Source organism: Streptomyces sp. T39 (genome assembly GCF_008042045.1).
Taxonomy (GTDB): domain Bacteria; phylum Actinomycetota; class Actinomycetes; order Streptomycetales; family Streptomycetaceae; genus Streptomyces.
In genome coordinates this window covers 384,509-399,144 of the sequence record NZ_RDBP01000012.1, presented here as the reverse complement: position 1 = coordinate 399,144, position 14,636 = coordinate 384,509, and the positions used below count along the sequence as shown (strand labels likewise).

The 14,636-nt window shown below is 77.0% G+C and carries 10 protein-coding genes; 3 read left to right on the top strand and 7 right to left on the bottom strand.

What is annotated here, in order from left to right:
- The first annotated feature begins 1 nt into the window (after position 1).
- Both EAO77_RS02600 and EAO77_RS02595 read left to right on the top strand, forming a co-directional pair.
- Positions 2 to 484, top strand: coding sequence for an acyl-CoA thioesterase (locus tag EAO77_RS02600; RefSeq protein WP_147986509.1), 483 nt, complete (start codon positions 2 to 4; stop codon positions 482 to 484).
- 8 nt (positions 485 to 492) lie between these two features.
- On the top strand, positions 493 to 1,152 hold the full coding sequence (locus EAO77_RS02595; protein ID WP_147988901.1) for a hypothetical protein: 660 nt from the start codon (positions 493 to 495) through the stop codon (positions 1,150 to 1,152).
- A gap of 190 nt (positions 1,153 to 1,342) precedes the next feature.
- On the opposite strand, the gene EAO77_RS02590 is transcribed toward EAO77_RS02595, so the two are convergent.
- The 4 genes from EAO77_RS02590 to EAO77_RS02575 all read right to left on the bottom strand — a co-directional run bounded on the left by EAO77_RS02590 (position 1,343) and on the right by EAO77_RS02575 (position 9,055).
- A complete protein-coding gene (locus tag EAO77_RS02590; RefSeq protein ID WP_147986508.1) occupies positions 1,343 to 2,296 on the bottom strand; it encodes an ABC transporter ATP-binding protein in 954 nt (317 codons plus the stop codon).
- Positions 2,293 to 5,079 (bottom strand): FtsX-like permease family protein, encoded by a 2,787-nt coding sequence (locus tag EAO77_RS02585; protein WP_147986507.1) that lies wholly within the window; start codon positions 5,077 to 5,079, stop codon positions 2,293 to 2,295. Before EAO77_RS02585 ends, EAO77_RS02590 begins: the two co-directional genes overlap by 4 nt.
- 1 nt (position 5,080) lies before the next feature.
- Positions 5,081 to 8,446: an ABC transporter permease gene (locus EAO77_RS02580; protein WP_147986506.1), complete on the bottom strand. Its 3,366-nt coding sequence runs from the start codon at positions 8,444 to 8,446 to the stop codon at positions 5,081 to 5,083.
- Between the two features lie 201 nt (positions 8,447 to 8,647).
- Positions 8,648 to 9,055 carry a globin gene (locus EAO77_RS02575; protein ID WP_147986505.1) on the bottom strand — a complete coding sequence of 136 codons (408 nt, stop codon included), beginning with the start codon at positions 9,053 to 9,055 and terminating at the stop codon, positions 8,648 to 8,650.
- 233 nt (positions 9,056 to 9,288) lie between these two features.
- Between EAO77_RS02575 and EAO77_RS02570 the strand changes: the two genes are divergently transcribed.
- Positions 9,289 to 10,314 carry a methyltransferase domain-containing protein gene (locus tag EAO77_RS02570; protein ID WP_147986504.1) on the top strand — a complete coding sequence of 342 codons (1,026 nt, stop codon included), beginning with the start codon at positions 9,289 to 9,291 and terminating at the stop codon, positions 10,312 to 10,314.
- A 27-nt stretch (positions 10,315 to 10,341) separates the two neighbouring features.
- Here EAO77_RS02570 and EAO77_RS02565 read toward each other — a convergent pair whose 3' ends face one another.
- From EAO77_RS02565 to EAO77_RS02555, 3 genes are all read right to left on the bottom strand, one after another.
- On the bottom strand, positions 10,342 to 11,688 hold the full coding sequence (locus EAO77_RS02565; protein ID WP_147986503.1) for an FHA domain-containing protein: 1,347 nt from the start codon (positions 11,686 to 11,688) through the stop codon (positions 10,342 to 10,344).
- Between the two features lie 70 nt (positions 11,689 to 11,758).
- A complete protein-coding gene (locus tag EAO77_RS02560) occupies positions 11,759 to 13,120 on the bottom strand; it encodes a vWA domain-containing protein (protein WP_147986502.1) in 1,362 nt (453 codons plus the stop codon).
- A gap of 92 nt (positions 13,121 to 13,212) precedes the next feature.
- A partial coding sequence (locus EAO77_RS02555; protein ID WP_410088204.1) for a PP2C family protein-serine/threonine phosphatase occupies positions 13,213 to 14,636 on the bottom strand: 1,424 nt, incomplete at its 5' end.

Below are 14,636 nucleotides of genomic sequence, written 5' to 3'. Positions count from 1 at the left end.
CATGGCCCGCCACATCTACCGCTGTCCCCTCCGCTGGTCGGACATGGACGCCTTCGGGCACGTCAACAACGTCGTCTTCCTGCGGTACCTGGAAGAGGCGCGGATCGACTTCATGTTCCGGCTGGCCCCGGGGGACGGGTCGCCGTCCTTCTCCGGCGGATCCGTGGTCGCCCGGCACGAGATCGACTACGTGCGGCCGCTGGTCCACCGGCACGAGCCGGTGGTCATCGAGTCCTGGGTCACCAGGATCACCGCGGCGTCGCTGACCATCGCCTACGAGGTGAAGGAGCCCGACGACGGCGGCACGGTGTATGTGCGGGCCTCCACGGTCGTGGTGCCGTTCAACCTGGCCGAGCAGCGTCCGCGCCGGATCTCCGCGGAGGAGAAGTCCTTCCTCCAGCGGTACCTGGACGACGGCACGGGCGACCGTGCCGCCGCCGGGAACGCGGCGGAGGACAGCCCGGAGGACGCCCTCGTCGCATGACCGCGCCCATGCCCGTACCCGTGCAGAGCCTGCGTCTCGCCGATGCGAGGGAGGCGGACGACCTCGCCGCCTTCCTCGCCCGGCTGATCCACTACGACCGGGCGGCCGCCGTCCGGCTCGTCGGACAGGGCGGGGGAGCGGTCGCCGTCTTCGGGCGGCCGCCGTCGTTCGAAGTGCTCGCCATCCGCACGGCCCGCCTGGCGGAGCCGGTGGAGCTGGACGTCACCGTGTCGGCGGGTGAACTGCTGGAGTCGGTGCGCGGCGCCGAGTTCGCCGTGCCCGGCGCGGTCACCGGTCCGCCCTGGGCCGGGCTGCTCCCGCCGCGCGGCGGCTGGAGCGACGTGCCCGGCCTGCCCGGTGTGCGGGAGATGCGCGGCGCGGTGGCGGCGGCCGTCGCCGAATTCCGCGCCCGTGACGAGGCGCTGCCCGCCGAGCGGCGTACCCGCGCCGAGCGGGACCGCATCGGCCGGGAGATCTGGTCGCGCGACGTGGGCGGCACCGGCCTGCCGCTGCGCGCCGTGCACGCCGCGCACTCCCTGGGCTTCCTGCGCCCCGGCGTGCCCGTCGCCCTCCTGTCCTCCGGCGCGTGGCTGAGACTGCGCACCCCGTACGGGTCGGTCGCCCTGCGCACGAACGGGCTCGGCGGCCTCTCCGTCACCCCCCGCTGACCGGGCCGACGAGTCGGTCCCGCCGGCGTCCGCGGCGCGCGGTGCGGGGGCGGAGCCCCCGCGAAGGCGACGCGGGCGGGGCCGCGGCCCGTGAGGCGCCGGCCCCGGGCTCCACGCCCGCCACGAGAGCGCCCGCCCGGCAGGGCCCCGCACCCGACGAACCCCGGCGCAGGCCCCCGAGCGCAGCCCCTCAGGCTCCCTCGTCGTCAGGCCAGACGCCGATGTGGTCGGACTCCAGCTCCAGGGCCACCCGGTCGCGCATCCCGAGGGAAGCCGTGTAGTCGGCGGGCAGCTGGAGGCGCCCGGCGCGGTCCAGCATCGCGTACTCGCGGGCCACCACCGACTCCTGCCCCGTCGCGGCGTCCACCCGCGTGCGCCGCAGGACCTCGGACGACGTACGGCCGTCGCGGATGGCCACCGTGCGGCGCACCTCGTCGGCGACCGCCTGGTCGTGGGTGACGATCACGATCGTGGTCCCCAGCTCCTCGTTCGCCCGCCGGAACGCGGCGAAGACCTGCTCGCCGGTCGCCGAGTCCAGCTCGCCCGTGGGCTCGTCCGCGAGCAGCACCGACGGGGAGTTCGCCAGCGCGACCGCGATCGCCACCCGCTGCTGCTGCCCGCCGGACAGCTGCTCCGGCCTGCGGTCGGCGTAGTCCGCGGCGCCGAGCAGGGACAGCAGCTCCCGGGCGCGCTCCGCCTTCCGCCGCCCGCGTCCGCCGCCCCGGCCGCGCAGCTGCATGGGCAGGGCGACGTTCTGCTCGGCGGTCAGGTACGGCAGCAGGTTGCGCGCGGTCTGCTGCCAGACGAAGCCCACCACCTCGCGCCGGTAGCGCAGCCGTGCCGTGGAGTCCATCGTCAGCAGGTCGCTGCCGGCGACCCGGGCGGCGCCCGCCGTGGGGACGTCGAGCCCGGCGAGGATGTTCATCAGGGTGGACTTGCCGCTGCCCGACGCGCCCACCAGCGCCATCAGCTCCCCCTCCTTGACGAGGAGGTCGAGACCCTGGAGGGCCTGCACCTCGACCCCGTCCGTGGAGAACACCCGGACCAGCCGGTCGCACGTGATCAGGGCGTCGTGCCCGTAGGAGGGCCGGTCGCGCCGTGCGGCGACACGCCGCTCCAGCTCCTCCAGCGTCGTGTCGGTCATCGCATGTCTCCTGCCCTGAGTTCCCTGACGGATCCGCGCCGCCCCGCCCACCAGGCCTGCACCCCGGCGACGGCACCGGCCAGCAGCACGACGGCCGTCGCCGGCACCGCCAGCGACCACGGGTCGGCGCGCAGCGACACGTCGTCCACGGGGGCGACGCCCGGCGCCGCCGCCAGCGCCAGCCGCACCAGGTCGACGCCCGGCGCCAGCAGCCCGATCGTGGCCCAGCCGACGAGCGCGCCGCCCGCCGCGGCGAGCAGCGCCGGCGGCAGCGCCTCCAGCCCCAGCAGCGTCCTGCCCTGCCGGGTGGTCAGGCCCATGGTGCGCAGCCGGGCGAGCAGCATGCTGCGCTCCGGCGCCGACTGCAGCAGCGACAGCATCAGCGCCAGCACGGCGTAACCCGCCCCCGCCCCGATCGCCGCCGCGTAGATGCGCTCCGCCCCGGCCTGGAGCGGCGAGTCGGTGAAGGCCGCACGCGCCTCGGAGCGCAGCCGTACGGTGAGGTCCCCGCCGAGCTCCCGGGCGGCGGCCCGCAGCGCGGCGCCGTCCGGACGGTCACCGGTCACCAGCAGCGCCGAGGGGGCCCGGCGTTCGAGCCGGGAGGCGTCGACGACGAGGAACTCCTTCGACGCGACGGCCGGCGTCCGCTCCCGCACCTCGGCGATCTCCACGGTGAAGGTGCCCGCGACCGCGTCGATCCGGTGCCGGCCGCTGCCCAGCCACCTGGCGACGCCGGGGGAGGCCACGGCGCGCAGCACGTCCGGGTCCCCGCCCGGCCGCAGCGCCCGGGCCGGGAAGGCGCCGAGCCCGAGCCGGTGCGTCAGCGACGCGTAGGCGGCGGGGTCGACCGCGACGAGGGAGACGGCGGGCGCCTCGGCCTGACGGCCGGCGGCCGGCAGGGTCAGCGCGTGCTCGATCTGCACCGCCGTGACCGAGCCGACGCCGGGCACCGCGCGGATCGCGCGGGCCGCGTCCGCGGGCAGGGCGACGGAGTCGCCCTCGCCGGACACCCGGGCGTCGGCGCCGGTGGCCAGCAGCGCCGCCCGCGCCCGCGCGTCGTCCACCCCGGCCAGCACCGAACCGCCGAATCCGGCCGTGGCCAGCGCCAGCAGCAGCGCCAGCAGCGGCAGCGCCCCGACGGCCGACGAACGGCCCGCCCGGGCGAGCGAGAGGTAGCCGACCGCGCCGCGCAGCCGTGCCGCCGGCCGGGCGGCCCAGCGCAGCGGCACCGGGTACAGCCGGACCAGGACGAGGGCGGCGATCAGGGCCACCAGGACGGGGGCCGCGCTGGTGAGATGGTCGCCGGCGTCGGACGTGCCCCGGCGGCGCAGCGCGGTCACCGCGCCCACGGCGAGGACCAGCAGCGTCAGCTCCGCGATGGTGCGGCGGCGTCCCGGCCGGGCCAGTGTCAGGTCGTCCCGGCCGCCGTGCGCGAGCGGCACCCGGTGGCGTACGGCCGCCCGCACGGGCAGCGCGGCGCACGCGACGGCGGCCACCGCGGCGGCCGCCGCGACGGCGTGCCCGGAGCGGGCGTCGTCGACGGCCGACACCGCGAGCGCCAGACCGAGCGCGGCGGCGGGCACCGCCACGACGGCGGTCTCCGCGAGCAGCCTTCCGGCGATGCCCGCCAGCGATCCGCCGCGCGAGCGCAGCAGCGCGATCTCGGTGCGGCGGCGGGCGGCGAACAGTCCGCCCGCCATGACGACCACGACGACAGCGACGGAGCCGATCCCGAAGGCGGCGACGGCGACGACGGGTGAGATCGCCGACCGCATCGCCTCGAAGTCGCCGAGGACTCCGTCCAGGTCGGTCGAGACGTCCGCGTTCTCGTCGATGCCGTCCTTCAGCCGGATCAGGCCGGGGCCGTCCTCCAGTGCCGCGAGACGCCCGGTCAGCTCGGGCACGTCCTGGGCGGTGAGGTGGGCCGTCGCCGGGGCGACACGCCAGTACGGCTGCGGCGCGCCCAGGGTTCCCAGCAGTGCGGGGGCCGCGTCCGGGGCGATGAGGAGGGCGGCCTTCCAGTAGACGCTGGGCGGGGACCCGGTGGTGGCGCCCAGGCCGGGCGCCCGCAGCACCTCGTTGTACGACCAGTAGCTGCCCTGCGGCGAGCGGGGCTCCACGATGCCGGTGACGCGCACCGCGAGCCGCGGCCCGCCCGCCTCGCCCACGTGGATCACGGCGCCCGTCTCGACGCCGAGGGTCCTCGCGGTCGCCGTGGTGACCGCCGCCTCGATCTCACGGGTGCGGGAGGTGACGTCGCCGCCGGCCCGCGGCAGCCGCCCGTCGGTGACCGTGGCGTGCTCGGCCAGCCCGCTCTGTGCCGCCAGCGTCATGTGCGGCGGCACCGCGTCGGGGCGCGGCAGCCAGGTGTCCGTGGCGGGCAGCGGCACGCTGGTCTGCACGCCGAACGCCGATTCCCCGGGCACGGCGCGCAGCGGGCCGCCGAGCGCGTCCAGCACCGTCTCGTACGCCTCGGCCAGCGGCCCGGAGCGCAGGCTCGCCTCGCGCGCTGCCTCGGATCCGGTGAGGCCGGGGCCCGGGGTCGACACCTCCAGCACGCTGCGGGTGGCGGGGGCGTCGGTGACCGTGTGCCGCAGGCCGCGGTTCTCGTACGCGTCCACGGCACGCGGGAACGCGGCGGCCAGGAAGGCCGTCAGGAGCACGAGGACGCCGAAGGCGGCGGCCGTGCCGGGCGCGGTGCGCAGCCGGGTCCGCACCCAGGGCGCGACGGGCCGCGGACGCCGGGAGCCGCCCGCGGGGCGGGTCGAGGGTCGGCCGGTCATGTCAGTTGTCCCCCTGGTGGCGCAGTGTCACCGCGGGGTCCGGGCGGCGCAGGGCGATGACGGCGACGATCAGCAGCGGCAGCGCCGCCACTCCGGCGAGCAGCAGCGCCACCCGTCCCACGGGCAGTTCGACCAGGACCCCCGGCACCGGCTGGGCCGCCTGCCCCGTCAGCACGATCAGCGGCACGACGGCCCGGGTCAGCACCGTGCCCAGGGCCGCACCGACGAGCAGGGCGACACCGATCAGCACCCCCTGCTCGGCGGCCATCAGCCGGGCGAGCCTGCGCCGCGGGGTGCCGAGGGCCCGCAGCACGGCGAACTCCGACGACCGCTCGCGCAGCGACCCGGCCGCGCTCACCGCGAAGCCGACGGCGGCCAGGGCGGCGGCCACCACGGCGACCGCGAGGAGCGCCGAACGGGGCCCGGCGCCCAGCGGGTCGCCGTGCAGCTCGGCGGCCGTCTCGTCACGGACGAGGACCTGCGCGCCGTCGGCGTCCGGGAGCGCGCGCAGCGCCGCGGAGACGTCGTCCGCCCGGCCCGGCGCGGTGGCGAGCCACCATTCGGACGGCGTCAGCGAGGTGCTGTCGTCCTGGGCCAGGACGGCGTTGACCGTCCGCAGGTCCAGCAGGACCCCGCCGCCGTCAGCGGCGGCGGCCGCGGTCCGGTCCGTCCCGTCGAGGGCCGCCGCGGCCGCGCCGGTGCCCGTGGTCGGCAGCCGCCGGACCACTTCGGCGACGGTGACCCGCAGGTCCCGGCCGCCGAAGGTGAGGTCGACGCGGTCGCCGCGCGCCGCGCCGGAGGCGTCCAGGAACGCGTCGGTGACCACGGCCGGGATCTCCCGCGGCGCGGGCGGGCGGACGGCGTCGACCCGGACCCCGAAGTCCGGCGCCGTCAGCGCCCTGCCCCACGCGTCGGTGCCCCACGGCGCGGGGGCGGCGGTCCAGGCGACGCCCAGCGGGGCGGAGCCCGTCGCCGCGGGCCGCAGCGGCACCGGTTCCCCGGCGTCGGTCCCGGTGCTCTCCTGGTACACCGCCTCCCAGCGGATCCCCGCGCCGCCGGTGACGGGACGCAGGGCGCCGTCCTCCCCGGCGGACAGGACGCGTTCGACGGTCAGCCGCTGGTTCTCGGCCCGCTGCGGGGTCGGGGTGTCGAGCAGCCGTATCCCGGTCAGCGCGAGCGGCCCGGCCGGCGGGGCGTGACCGCCCGACGCGGTGGCGCCCAGCTCCAGGGCGAGCGAGTGGACCCGGCCGTCGACGGGGACGGTCCCCGCGGCCGTCCGGTGGGCGATCCCGTAGCGGTCCTCCAGCACGGCCACCACCGGGATCCGCATCCCGGACGGCGACACGCCGCCGCGGGCGCCCTCGGCGGTGAGCCGCAGTTCGAGGGCCGCGCGCCGGGCGTCCTCGGGCAGCAGCAGCCCCGGGCGGCCGTTCTCGGCGGGCTTCAGGACGCGGAGCACCCCGGCGGGGTCCGCGTCCGCGAGATCGCCGCGCATCAGCAGACGGTCGCCCGCGCCGGCCGTGTCCAGCGCGAGGACCGTCGCGGTGCGGTTCCCCGACAGGCCGACGGAGGACCGCACCGCGGGGGCCACCGCCCGCACGCCGGGCAGGGCGGCGTACCGTCCGGCATCGCCCGGTCCGGCCGTGCCGGTGTCCAGCACGCGTACCGACGTGCCGGAGCGGAAGTCGGCCTGGTCGTCCTGCGAACGGTCCCACGACGCGCCCTGGCCGATCGCGAGCATGCCCATCGCCACCGCCAGCACCAGCAGCAGCACCGGGCCCGCGCCGCGCAGCGGACGCCGGCTGAACTGCCAGCCGGCCAGCGCCAGCGGCAGACCGCGTCCGCCCGCCGCCCACCGCTCGGCGAGCCGGGCGACCGGCGGCAGCAGCCGCAGGGTGAGCACGGTGCCCGCCAGCAGTGCCAGCGCGGGCGCCACGACCAGCAGCGGGTCGATGCCGAGCTCGCCCTCCCGGTCGCCGCTCAGCGCCCCGCCGCCGGCCGTCCCGGTCTGCCGGTCCAGCTGCCAGAAGGCGACGGCCGCGACGGCCAGCAGCCCGAGATCGGCGCCGGCGCGCACCGGTCCGGGCAGCGAGCGGCCACGGCCGCGCCGCGGCCCCTCGCCACCCGCGCCGAGGGCGGGGGCCACGACGGCAGCGGCGCAGCACACCGCCACCGCGACGGCCACCAGCCACACCTGGGCCATCGGGGCGTCACCGACCCGCAGGCCGCTGTCGTCCAGCGAGGAGTGGCCGGCGAGCAGCCGGGTCAGCGGTCCTGCGAGCAGCGGGGCGCACAGGGCGGCGGGCAGCGCCAGCAGCAGGGCCTCCACCGAGGCGAGCGCGGCGATGCGTCCCCGGGAGGCGCCGCGCGCCCGCAGCAGGCCGGTCTCGCCGGCCCGTTCACTGCTCAGCAGCCGGGCCACCAGCAACAGGGTGCAGCCGGCCAGCACCACCAGCTGCACGGCGACGATCAGCAGCGTCGAACGCGCCACCAGCAGCGCCCGCTCGCTCTGGGCGAGGACCGTCGGCAGCGACGTGCGCACCGTCACGGCCCCGGCGAACGCGGCGTCCTTGCCGAGCGCCTCGGGGCCGACGACGGACGCCGCGTGCAGTGCGCCGATCCGGTCGGCGGTCACCGTGCGGAAGTCGGCGCGGGCGATCCAGGCGGAGTCGCCCGCCCCCGTGCGGCCCGACGCCAGCAGCCCCGGGTCGGCGAGCAGCGGTCCGTACGTGGTGAAGACGGCGGAGCGCACCCCGCGTCCGCCGAGCGGGTCGAGCTGCCAGTAGGGATCGGCCGGGTCGGCGGCCCGGTACACGCCCACGACCTCGGCGGTGAGCGGCTTCTCGGTGAGCCGGTCGGTCAGTTCGAGCCGCGCGCCCACGGTCAGGTCCAGCAGTTTCGCGGCCGCCTCCGGCAGGGCCACCTGCACGGGACCGCCGGCGCCGGCCGGTGCCGGCAGCCGTCCGGCCACCGTGTCGACCTGTGCGGGGTCCAGGGCGGCGAAATGCGTGAGATCGGGCTCGCCCTTGCGCGCCTCGGGGCTCTGCAGCGAGCGCGGCAGCGCGTACGCGCCCGACCGCTCCAGCTTGCGCACGGTGACCGGCAGGCCGTCGAAGGCGGCGGCGGCGCCGCGGGCGACGGCCGCGTCGGCGGCCTCGCGCCGCTCGGCGGGGGTCCGCGCGGCGACGGTGAGGGCGGCGCCGGCCGCCTCCCGGGTGCCGAGGGTGTGGCGCAGGGCCGCGTCACCGACCGATCCGGAGAAGGCGGCGAGTGCGGACAGCACGCAGGTCGTCAGCACGACGGCGAGCAGCGCCGCGGCCAGCAGCAGTCCGTGCGCCCTGACGCGCAGCAGTACGAACCCCGTCACTCGTCCCCCACCCCGGCCCGCTCCCTCCGGCCGGTACGGCCGGATCAGCCGGGCGGGCCGCCCCTGAATCCTCCCGGGATGCTTTCAGAGGACACCGGTCGGGGGTAACCGCTTGCCGGACGACCTTGACCCGATCGTGACCGTTATCCGGCGTGCGATGACCGGAATGTGTGGCTCCGGGAGCGCTGGGTGAGAAGGCGGTTACTGGTCCGGGGTGTTGACCATCGAGGCGGCGGCGTAGGTGAGGTAGCTCCACAGCTGGTGCTCGTGCTCGGCGGAGAGCCCCAGCTCGTCCACCGCCGTCCGCATGTGCTTCAGCCAGGCGTCGTGCGCCGCCCGGTCGACGGTGAACGGGGCGTGGCGCATCCGCAGGCGCGGATGCCCGCGGTTGTCGCTGTAGGTCCGCGGCCCGCCCCAGTACTGCATCAGGAAGAGCACCAGCCGCTCCTCGGCGGGACCGAGGTCCTCCTCCGGGTACATCGGCCGCAGCAGCGGGTCGTCGGCGACGCCCTGGTAGAACCGGTGGACGAGGCGTCGAAAGGTGTCCTCGCCGCCGACCTGCTCGTAGAAGGTCTGCTCCTGAAGCGTCCCGCGCGGAATCTCGTTCACCCGTCCATCGTCTCAGACACCCCGGCCGAGGCCGGAGGCCCTAGGACCCCTGTATTCCGGCCGAGTGCCGCCCCGGGTGGCCCGGGGCGGCACCCGGGGCGGCACGCGTGGCCCGGGGCGGCACGGGTGGCCCGGGGCGGCCGCCCCGCTTCCGCGGTGCCCGCCGCCCGTGCCGGATGCGGGACCGCTGCCCGCGGCTCGCCACGGATGCCGGGGCGAAGCAGAGTGGAGACATGGCTGCACACACGGAGCCGCCGCCCGGTCCGCGCCCCGGGGCCGGAGCGGATCCCTTCGCCGGACCCGGGGCCGAGGCGCGGGCCGCCATGGTGCGCGAGATCGTCCGCGGGGGAGGGCTGGCGGACCCCGCCTGGCGGGCGGCGTTCGAACAGGTGCCGCGGCACCTGTTCGTCCCCAGCTACTTCGTGGTCGAGGCAGGCGTCTACGAACGGCTCTGGCGGGAGGACCCCGACCCGGAGCGGCGGGCCCGCTGGCTCGACGGGGCGTACGAGGACGGCCCGCTGGCCACCCGCCTGCGCGACGGCGCGCTGGTGACGTCGTCGAGCCAGCCGTCCCTGATGGCGGTGATGCTCGACGCGCTCGAACTCGCGGACGGGGACACCGTGCTGGAGATCGGCGCGGGCACCGGCTACAACGCGGCCCTGCTCGCGCACCGGCTCGGCGACGACGCCGTCACCACCGTGGACCTGGACCCGGACATCACCGAGTCGGCCAGGTCCCACCTGGCCGAGGCCGGTCACCGGCCCTTCGTGGTCACGGGCGACGGCGCGCGCGGCTGCCCCGAGCGGGCGCCGTTCGACGCCGTCGTCGCCACCTGCACGCTGCCGTCGGTGCCCCCCGACTGGCCCGCCCAGTGCCGTCCGGGCGCCCGTATCGTCGCCCCGCTGTCCACCGGACTGATGGCCCTGCGGGTGGGTTCCGACACCGACGGACGGCCGAGCGCCGAGGGGCGCTTCCTGCGGACCTCCGCCTACTTCGTGCCGCTGCGCGGGGGCATGGGGGTGCCCGAGAGCAGCGCGGGCGGACTGCCGCGGCGGGCGATCGAGAACGAGCTCTTCCGCTTCCTGCTGACGCTGACGGCCGACAGCCTCGACCCGCGTGAGGCGCTGTCCCTGTGGGAACGCGAACACCGGCCGCAGCGGGACCGGTTCGGGGTCACCGTCCGCGGCGGACGGCAATGGGCCTGGCTGGACGACCCGGAGGGCCCGTACGTCTGGCCGCTCGGCGGGCCGGAGGCGTGACGCCCCCGGCCCGTCGTACCGGGACCGTCAGCCTCGGCGGACGGTGATCGTCGTCCAGGCGCCCACGTGCACCCGGTCACCGTCCTGGAGCGGGATCGGCACGTAGGGCTGGATCGGCTCCTCGGCGCCGTTGAGCGTGGTGCCGTTGGTGGAGTTCTGGTCGACCACCGCCCAGCTGCCGTCCGGCTGCTGCACCAGCACCGCGTGCTGGTGCGAGACGCCCGGGTCCTCCGGGGGCACCGACAGGTCGATGTCCGGGGACTCGCCGGTCGAGTGCCGGCGGCGGCCGATGCTGACCTGGTTGCCGGAGAGCGGAAGCCGCTGCTCCGGCGAGTAGGCGGGCAGGTTCAGTCCGGTCGCCTCCGGGCCGCTGCGCTGCATCATCGCCATGAAGTAGTCGCGGTCGGGCGCGATCACGGCGGTCCAGCCGGCCGGTGCCTGCGCCTGGGACGGGAACGGCGGCGGCTGCTGCCCCTGCGGCATCCCGTGCGGTCCGCCCTGCGGCGGCCCCTGGTGCGGCGGAGGGCCCTGGTGCGGGGGCGGCGGCTGCTGCCCGAACGGCGAAGGGCTCTGCGGGCCCTGGGGCGCCTGTGGCCCGGCCGGGGGCGGGGGCGACTGGGTGCGCGACGGGGGTGACAGCATCCAGTCGTCACCACCGGTGTGCTGCGGCGGCGCGGGCGGCGAGGGCTGCGGGAACGCCGGCGGAGCCGGGGGGCCGCCCTGCTGGAACGCCGACGGCACGGGCGGCGGGAACCCCTGCGGGGGCTGCTGCCCGCCCGGGCCCTGCATCGGGCCGGGGCCCTGACCTTGACCTTGACCGGGGCCGGGTCCCTGCATCGGTCCCGCGCCCTGGCCGGAACCGTGCATCGGGCCCTGACCGTGGCCGGGACCGGGGCCCTGGGACGGATCGTGGCTCAGCGGCTCCGCGGGCCGGTTCATCTGCGACGGACGCGAGCCCTGGTAGTCGAAGGGATCACGCGGGGGTCCGGGCGGCGGACCGGGCTGCGCCTGGAAGCCGGGCGGCAGATTGAGGCCCGGCTGCGGCGGCGGCGCGATCGGTGTGTAGGAAGTGGCCGTCTGCGTCAGGAAGTTGTACCGGCACTCCTCGCAGAAGGGCGCCATCGCCTCACGCGGCGTGCGGCACTGCGGGCAGAGCTCGGCCTGCGCGGTCGCCTGCGGATCGGCGCCGAACCCTCCGGGGCCGTCGCCGCCCGGGCCCGGGTAGCCGTCGCCACCCGGTCCGGGGTAGCCGTAGGCGGGGGGCGGCGGGGGAGGAGGCGGTACGGCTCCGGCGCCGGGGCCGGCCATGCGGTGGCCACAGACCTCGCACCAGTCGTCGGAACCCGACTGGTGTCCGTTCGGGCAGGTCGGCATGTCGGCGCTTCCCCCTCTCCTTCTCCGGCCCGGGGGCCGTTTCGCGTCTGCTCGTGCGTGCTGTCGCGCGCTACTTCTTCACGCGGACGGTCTTGGTGGAGCGCGTCTCGAGCGTCATCTCGTCCGCGTCCGCGACCTTCGCCTTCAGTCGCACAGTACCCGTCGCCACGTCGACCACGTCCACCACCTTCGAAAGCAGTTTCGCAGTGTCCTCGTTGCCGGAACGGGCCGCCAGCTGCACGGCGCGGCCCAGTTTGGCCGTCGCTCCTCCGATGTCACCCGATTTGCGTGCCTGCAGCCCCTGCTGGATGACCTGGGCCAGTTCCGCCTGTCCCGTGTAGTGCGCCACCTGCGCGTTGATCGCCGTCGAGGCGGCGAGATCGTCCGTCCACACCGCCCTGACCAGTCCCTGGGACAGGACCTCCGGAGCGCCGCCGCCCGCGGCCGGGACGATCAGCGAGACCCGGGCCGCGAGCATCTCCTGTCCCACACCGGCCTCGGGGACCCGTACGCAGACGTGGTAGTCGCGGGACTCGTCGCCCCACGACCCGGTGGGGTAGTCGCCCGCCCGCGGGCCGGCCTCGGTGCGCCGCCCGGTGAGGTCCTCCACGGTGGGCGCGACCTGCTTCACGAAGACGATCTCCACGCCGACGGGCGTCCACAGCCGCAGTGCCACGTCCGCGACCTCCTTGCCCATCGCCTTCTCCATCATCGACGTGAAGTCCGCGGCGAGTCCGCTCGGATCGGCGACGATGTCGGCGGTGCCCAGCAGCGCGGACGCGATGCCGGTGACCTCCTTGACCTCCCAGTCCGTGCCCACGCCGCGCGCGTCGCAGGTGAAGCGGCCGGCGCAGGCGTCGAGGGCCGCCCGCAGCTCCTCGGGCGACTCGTGCTCGTTGCGGCCGTCGGTGAGCAGGATGCCGTGCCGGATGGTCAGGTCCGCGGAGGCGAGCAGCCGGTCCGCGAGCCGGAGCCAGGTGCCGATCGCGGTCCCGCCGCCCGCGGTCAGCCGGCGCAGGGCGTCCTTGGCCTGCGCGCGTGTCGCCGGGTCGGCGACCGCGAGCCGGCCGCCGCCGGGATAGACCTCGGCCGCCTTGTGGGTGCCCGCGACCACGGCGAACGCGACCCCGTCGCGCAGGGTGTCGATGGCGGCGGCGGTCGCGTCCCGCGCGTTGCGCATCTTCGTGGGCGGATAGTCCATCGAACCGGAGCAGTCGACCATCAGCACCACGCCCGCCGAGGGCGCCGCCTGCCCCGGCATCGCCGAGGGCGCCGAGGTCGCGCCCAGCAGCGGCACCCCGCCGGTCGTGCCGCCGCCGGTGGAGGTCACCGTGACGATCGCGTTGACCTCGCGGCCGCCCTCCGGGAGGTAGGCGTTCTGGTAGACGTCGACGGAGAACTGCGGCACCTGGGACTTGGAGAAAACGGCCATCTGATCGGCTCCTTGAGGCTCCATCGGGGCAGAGGTGCGGGGCGGTACGACGCCGGCCGAGGCCCCCGGCGGCCGGCGCCGGGGGCCTCGGACTACGGCGTCGCGGGGGCCGGCGGCGCCGGTTCGCCGGCCGGCACGGCGAACGGGAGCACCGCCACCGTCACGTTGTCGTGGCCGCCGCCGTCGAGCGCGTGACCGACCAGCATCTGCGCGCTGTGCAGGGGCCGCTGCGCCGCGTCGCCGGGCACCACCCGGGCCATGTCCTCGGCGCCCTCGGCGTAGTTCCACAATCCGTCCGTGCAGACCACGACCACACCGGGGCGGTCCGGCTTGAACGACTGGGTGTGCGGGTCCAGTTCGTAGGAGTCCGCCCCGAGCCAGCCGGTGATCGCGTGGGCGCGCTCGTCCGCGTACGCCTCCGCCTCGTTCATCAGACCCGCGGCGACCATCTGGGCCGCCCACGAGTCGTCCTCGGTCAGCCGGGCCGACGGCCCGCTGCGGTCGTCGGGGACCCAGTAGGCGCGGCTGTCGCCGACCCAGCCGACGACCAGCAGACCGCCGGCCGAGACCGCGCCGACGATCGTGCAGGCGGGGGCGTTCCGGTGGCGGCCGGATTCCGGCTCGGTGTCGTCGGTGGCCAGGGCGTTGACCGCCTCGGAGGCCGCGACGATCGCCTCGCGCATCGCCTGCTGCGGGTGGGTGCCGCGCGGCAGGGCGGCCAGCAGTTGCTCGTTGGCGGCCCGCGCGGCGGCGGCGGACGCCTCGTCGGGGCGGGTCGCCGAGGACACGCCGTCGCAGACGACGGCGACCACGGCGGGCGACCCGTCGGGGAGGGCCGTCGACGAGACCGCGAACGCGTCCTCGTTGCGGTGGTGGCGCAGACCGCGGTCGCTGACGGCGGCGACCGAACCGAGCTCCTGCTCCATGTGGTCACGCTCGCGCGGCTGCGCGTGGCCGCAGTTCTCGCAGTACCCGTCGGTGTCCACGCGGCCGGCCCGGCAGGCCACGCACAGCTTGCCGCCGGCCGCGGGGGCGGGCGCCGGCAGGGGCTGCGCGGTCCTCGGGTCCACGGCGACCGCCGTGCCCGGCCGGGGGGCGGCCAGCTCGAAGTCCCCGGACCGGGGGGTGTCGTAGCGCATCGGGGCGCCCTCCTGCCCGGCGGCGGGACGCGCGTCCCCGCCCTCGGCCCGGGCGGCGGCCCGGTCGTGGCCGCCGTCCGCGGGGCCGGGCACCGTGCCCTGCGCCCGCGGTGCCTCCCCGGGGGCGGCCGGGCCGTCGTACGCGGCGGGCTGCCCGCCTCCCGCAGCGGCCGCACCGGCGGTACCTGCCGGCGTGCCGCCGTGGGCTCTGCCGTCACCGGCCGCGCCTGCCGGGGGAGCGGTGGGCGCGTGAACCGGGGCACCGCCGTGGGCGGAGCCGGCCGCGGGCAGCACAGCCGCACCGCCGTGGACCGCGCCCGGCGCGCCGGCCGACGGCGGTGCCGCCGGCGGCGGCGGGGTGGGCTGCGTTCCGGCGG

Coding starts and splice junctions, on each gene's coding strand:
- EAO77_RS02600 (WP_147986509.1), top strand. CDS start 2: ATGGCCCGCCACATCTACCGCTGTCCCCTCCGCTGGTCGGACATGGAC.
- EAO77_RS02595 (WP_147988901.1), top strand. CDS start 493: ATGCCCGTACCCGTGCAGAGCCTGCGTCTCGCCGATGCGAGGGAGGCG.
- EAO77_RS02590 (WP_147986508.1), bottom strand. CDS start 2,296: ATGACCGACACGACGCTGGAGGAGCTGGAGCGGCGTGTCGCCGCACGG.
- EAO77_RS02585 (WP_147986507.1), bottom strand. CDS start 5,079: ATGACCGGCCGACCCTCGACCCGCCCCGCGGGCGGCTCCCGGCGTCCG.
- EAO77_RS02570 (WP_147986504.1), top strand. CDS start 9,289: ATGGCTGCACACACGGAGCCGCCGCCCGGTCCGCGCCCCGGGGCCGGA.
- EAO77_RS02565 (WP_147986503.1), bottom strand. CDS start 11,688: ATGCCGACCTGCCCGAACGGACACCAGTCGGGTTCCGACGACTGGTGC.
- EAO77_RS02560 (WP_147986502.1), bottom strand. CDS start 13,120: ATGGCCGTTTTCTCCAAGTCCCAGGTGCCGCAGTTCTCCGTCGACGTC.